Annotated in this window: 3 protein-coding genes and 1 pseudogene; 3 read left to right on the forward strand and 1 reads right to left on the reverse strand. The window is 45.7% G+C overall.

Annotated elements, in window-relative coordinates:
• Positions 1–5 precede the first annotated feature (5 nt).
• Entirely contained in the window at positions 6–551 is a 546-nt protein-coding gene (locus ACTOY7_RS20835) for a hypothetical protein (protein WP_300825761.1), read from the reverse strand.
• A 379-nt stretch (positions 552–930) separates the two neighbouring features.
• Between ACTOY7_RS20835 and ACTOY7_RS20840 the strand changes: the two genes are divergently transcribed.
• The 3 genes and pseudogenes from ACTOY7_RS20840 to ACTOY7_RS20850 all read left to right on the forward strand — a co-directional run.
• Positions 931–1,614 (forward strand): response regulator transcription factor, encoded by a 684-nt coding sequence (locus ACTOY7_RS20840; RefSeq protein WP_482672780.1) that lies wholly within the window; start codon positions 931–933, stop codon positions 1,612–1,614.
• Positions 1,604–2,890 (forward strand): sensor histidine kinase, encoded by a 1,287-nt coding sequence (locus tag ACTOY7_RS20845; protein WP_482672781.1) that lies wholly within the window; start codon positions 1,604–1,606, stop codon positions 2,888–2,890. Before ACTOY7_RS20840 ends, ACTOY7_RS20845 begins: the two co-directional genes overlap by 11 nt.
• A gap of 26 nt (positions 2,891–2,916) precedes the next feature.
• Positions 2,917–3,257: pseudogene (locus ACTOY7_RS20850) on the forward strand (hypothetical protein); the annotation flags it as partial.

The raw sequence follows: 3,257 nt of genomic DNA on the forward strand, positions 1-3,257 counted from the left end.
TCTGCTCAATTACCAAAATCCATAATCATTACGGAAGAAGCATGTATGGTATCGCCATCCCTCGTACCTGATACTTCTGTCTGCCTACCGCTTGCCAAATCACTGCTGCTGCCCGGTGTATCTGTATGCGTTGCCCCCATATCCGTAGATGAGCGCACCGTGAAGGTGGTCTGTTCTGTAAATACAATCTCCAACTGTTTCGCTTCCTCCGGGTCAAGCACCGCAACCTGCCCCGCATCTCCCTGGTCGTCTGTCTGAATCTCCTTTCCCGTAAAAGAGCCTTCTAAAACTTCTCCTATTTCTACTGACAGTCCGTTTATCGGTGTGCCTGTGCTTTCCGTCTCCCCGGCTATCTCTGGATTGTCGCTGTCCGGCGTCTGCCCTGCCTGTGTATCTTCCGTCTTCTTTTCCGGTTTTGAAGCTCCCTGTGTATCTGTATCCTTCGTACTGTCTTCTTTTCCGCTTCCGCATGCCACAAGCAACAACGCCAAAAAGGCTGCAACTGCCATGACACATAATCTTCGGTTTCTGTTCTTTCCTTCATTTGCCATCTCTAAAATCCTGCCTTTCTAAAATATTTGTCATATATATCCTACCAAGCCATTCTCTAAAAAAACTCTAAAACTGCTAAAATTTTTGTGAAATTATAATCCAAGGAAATTTGACATGATATTGTTGAAGTGGTATTATACTAATAAGCAGTTGAGTATGACCCCTTCTGCTATAGTTTTTATGATTATTTCTGAAATAGGAGTTTGATATAAATCAAGCTCCTATTTTTAATTTCTATATCCACACCAAAAAATAAGATTTATAAAATACAAAAACGGCCCTTCATTTTGCAAAAGAGAACGAGGTTATTGTCCGCAGTCTGCCCTAATGATAGAATCGCATTGTGATTTATATGATTCAAAGTAAGGAGTGTGAAAGATGCGTATTTTAATTGTAGAAGACGACAGAGAATTATGCAGCGCCTTAAAATTACAGCTTTCTGCCAAAAAACATACTGTTGACTGCTGCCACGCCGGAAGTGAGGCGATCTATCTTGCCATGTCCGGCGCTTACGACCTAATTCTTTTGGACCGCATGCTGCCGGAGCTCGACGGACTGGCCATCCTGAAAGCCATCCGCCAGAATCACATCAGCATACCCATCATCCTGACAACTGCACTGAGTTCTGTAGACGACCGGATTGCCGGCCTGGACTGCGGGGCAGACGACTATCTGGTAAAACCCTACGCCATAGAGGAGCTCCTTGCGCGTATCCGCGCCCTCTCCAGAAGGCCCCTTGCATTTTCAGACCAGACCTGTATATCCTTTCTGGATATCCAGTTCGATATGGAGGCCAGGATTCTGACCTGCAACGAAAAAGAGCAACGCCTTTCCAAACAAAAGGCTCTCCTCATGGAATTCTTCTTACGCAATCCGGGAAAGACCCTGACAAGGGAACAGATCTTCCTGCGTGTCTGGGGTTCGGAAAGCGCCGTAGAAGACGGCAATCTTGATACATATATTTATTTCCTCAGAAAACACCTGCGCTCTTTAGGGAGCTGCGCAAATATTGCCACAGTACATGGCATGGGATACCGATTGGAGGACGGCAATGTTTCCTAAACTACAGAGAAAATTAGTTTTTCTTTATACCTTAAGTACCGGGCTGATCATAACTTTTATCCTGTCCATAACATTTCTTTTCTACTTTACCTCACAGGAAAACCGCCAGGAATCACTGTTCCAAAAACATCTTTTTACTCTGATGTTCCAGCTTCAGGGTAATTCCCACTTTACGGATCTGTTTCTGGCACAGATGGAGGAGAAAAACCAGCTCATCATTCATATAGAAGAAAACAACTCGCCCCTTTTCTTTCCTGGTTCATACAGACCGGATACGAGACGGGAGATTCTTCTTTCATATGCAGAAAAAGCTGCGGACAAGGAAGGCATTTTCACAGATTCCTACCCTATCTCCTCAAACATGTTGCAGACCTCCATATTTCAAATCCATGGAGACAGCCGGGATGTCTATCTTGGGAATATCCTTGTCCTCCAGACCCCTGCCGGATATAAGAAGCTCACCCTGCTGCAGGACATCTCTGACAGCAGGAAGAAATCCCTGAAAACCGGATGTTTCTATTTATTTATCGACCTGTTTGGAATCCTGCTCCTCTTTCTGAGCGGCCGCTGGTTCGTCCGCCGTTCCCTGCGCCCTCTGGAAGAAACATACCAAAAGCAGCAGGATTTTGTAGCCGCAGCCTCCCATGAGCTTCGTTCTCCGATTGCAGTCATCCAAATGACCGCAGATGCAGTCTCTTCCCATTCAGCAGAGGATACCCGTCTGCTTTCTGTTATTAAAAACGAATGCCACAGGGGAAGCGCCCTGATTAAAAATCTTCTGCTCCTTGCTTCTGCCGAACAGAGGGAATGGGCTGTAAGAAAACGGAAATTTGAAATAGACGATCTCCTCCTAAGCCTTTTGGAGCTTTACGAACCGCTCTGCCTGTCCAAAAACGGAACCCTGCAGTTACGCCTGCCGGAGGAGCCGCTTCCGCCAGTATCAGCAGACCCCGAACTATGCCGACAGATTTTGACCATCCTGCTCGATAACGCCATCGCATATTCTCTGACGCGGCCTTCAAGAAAAATCCTTCTTAGGGCTGAACACTGCCATCCCCATACACTGGTTTTCGTCGTGGACCATGGCCCCGGAATCCCTGACGAGGAAAAAGAATTTATCTTCGACCGCTTTTATAAAAGTGATAAATCCCGAAATAAAAAAGACCATTTCGGACTTGGCCTGTCCATTGCCATTACCCTTGCAAAAATCCAGGGATTAAAGCTTGGCGTGCAGGATACAGACGGCGGCGGAAGTACTTTCTATTTGCAGATATAATCAAAAATGACAGGAGGATCAAACACATGCCATACTACAAAAAACCTACATTCTGGATAATAACCGCAGCCGCCATAATATGCCTTACCGTATTTATACTCTTTTCCAGAAACTTAAAGGAAGACAGCAGTAATCCTGCAGCTTCAGCGGATGACAAAAAGCATTCGGCTTCTTTTTCGGCTGCCATTATAGAAGCCGACGAGCATTCCTTACTGGTCGAACCTGTAGAGGGCTCTGCTGAATTATCATCCTCTGACCGCATTTCAATTCCTATAGAATATATGCCAAAATCCCCCACTCCAAAGGTTGGGGATATCATCAGCATCCAGTATAACGGTGAAATTATGGAATCCTATCCCGCACAACT

The sequence above is a fragment of the Schaedlerella sp. genome, assembly GCF_056796775.1.

Coding starts and splice junctions, on each gene's coding strand:
- ACTOY7_RS20835 (WP_300825761.1), bottom strand. CDS start 551: ATGGCAAATGAAGGAAAGAACAGAAACCGAAGATTATGTGTCATGGCA.
- ACTOY7_RS20840 (WP_482672780.1), top strand. CDS start 931: ATGCGTATTTTAATTGTAGAAGACGACAGAGAATTATGCAGCGCCTTA.
- ACTOY7_RS20845 (WP_482672781.1), top strand. CDS start 1,604: ATGTTTCCTAAACTACAGAGAAAATTAGTTTTTCTTTATACCTTAAGT.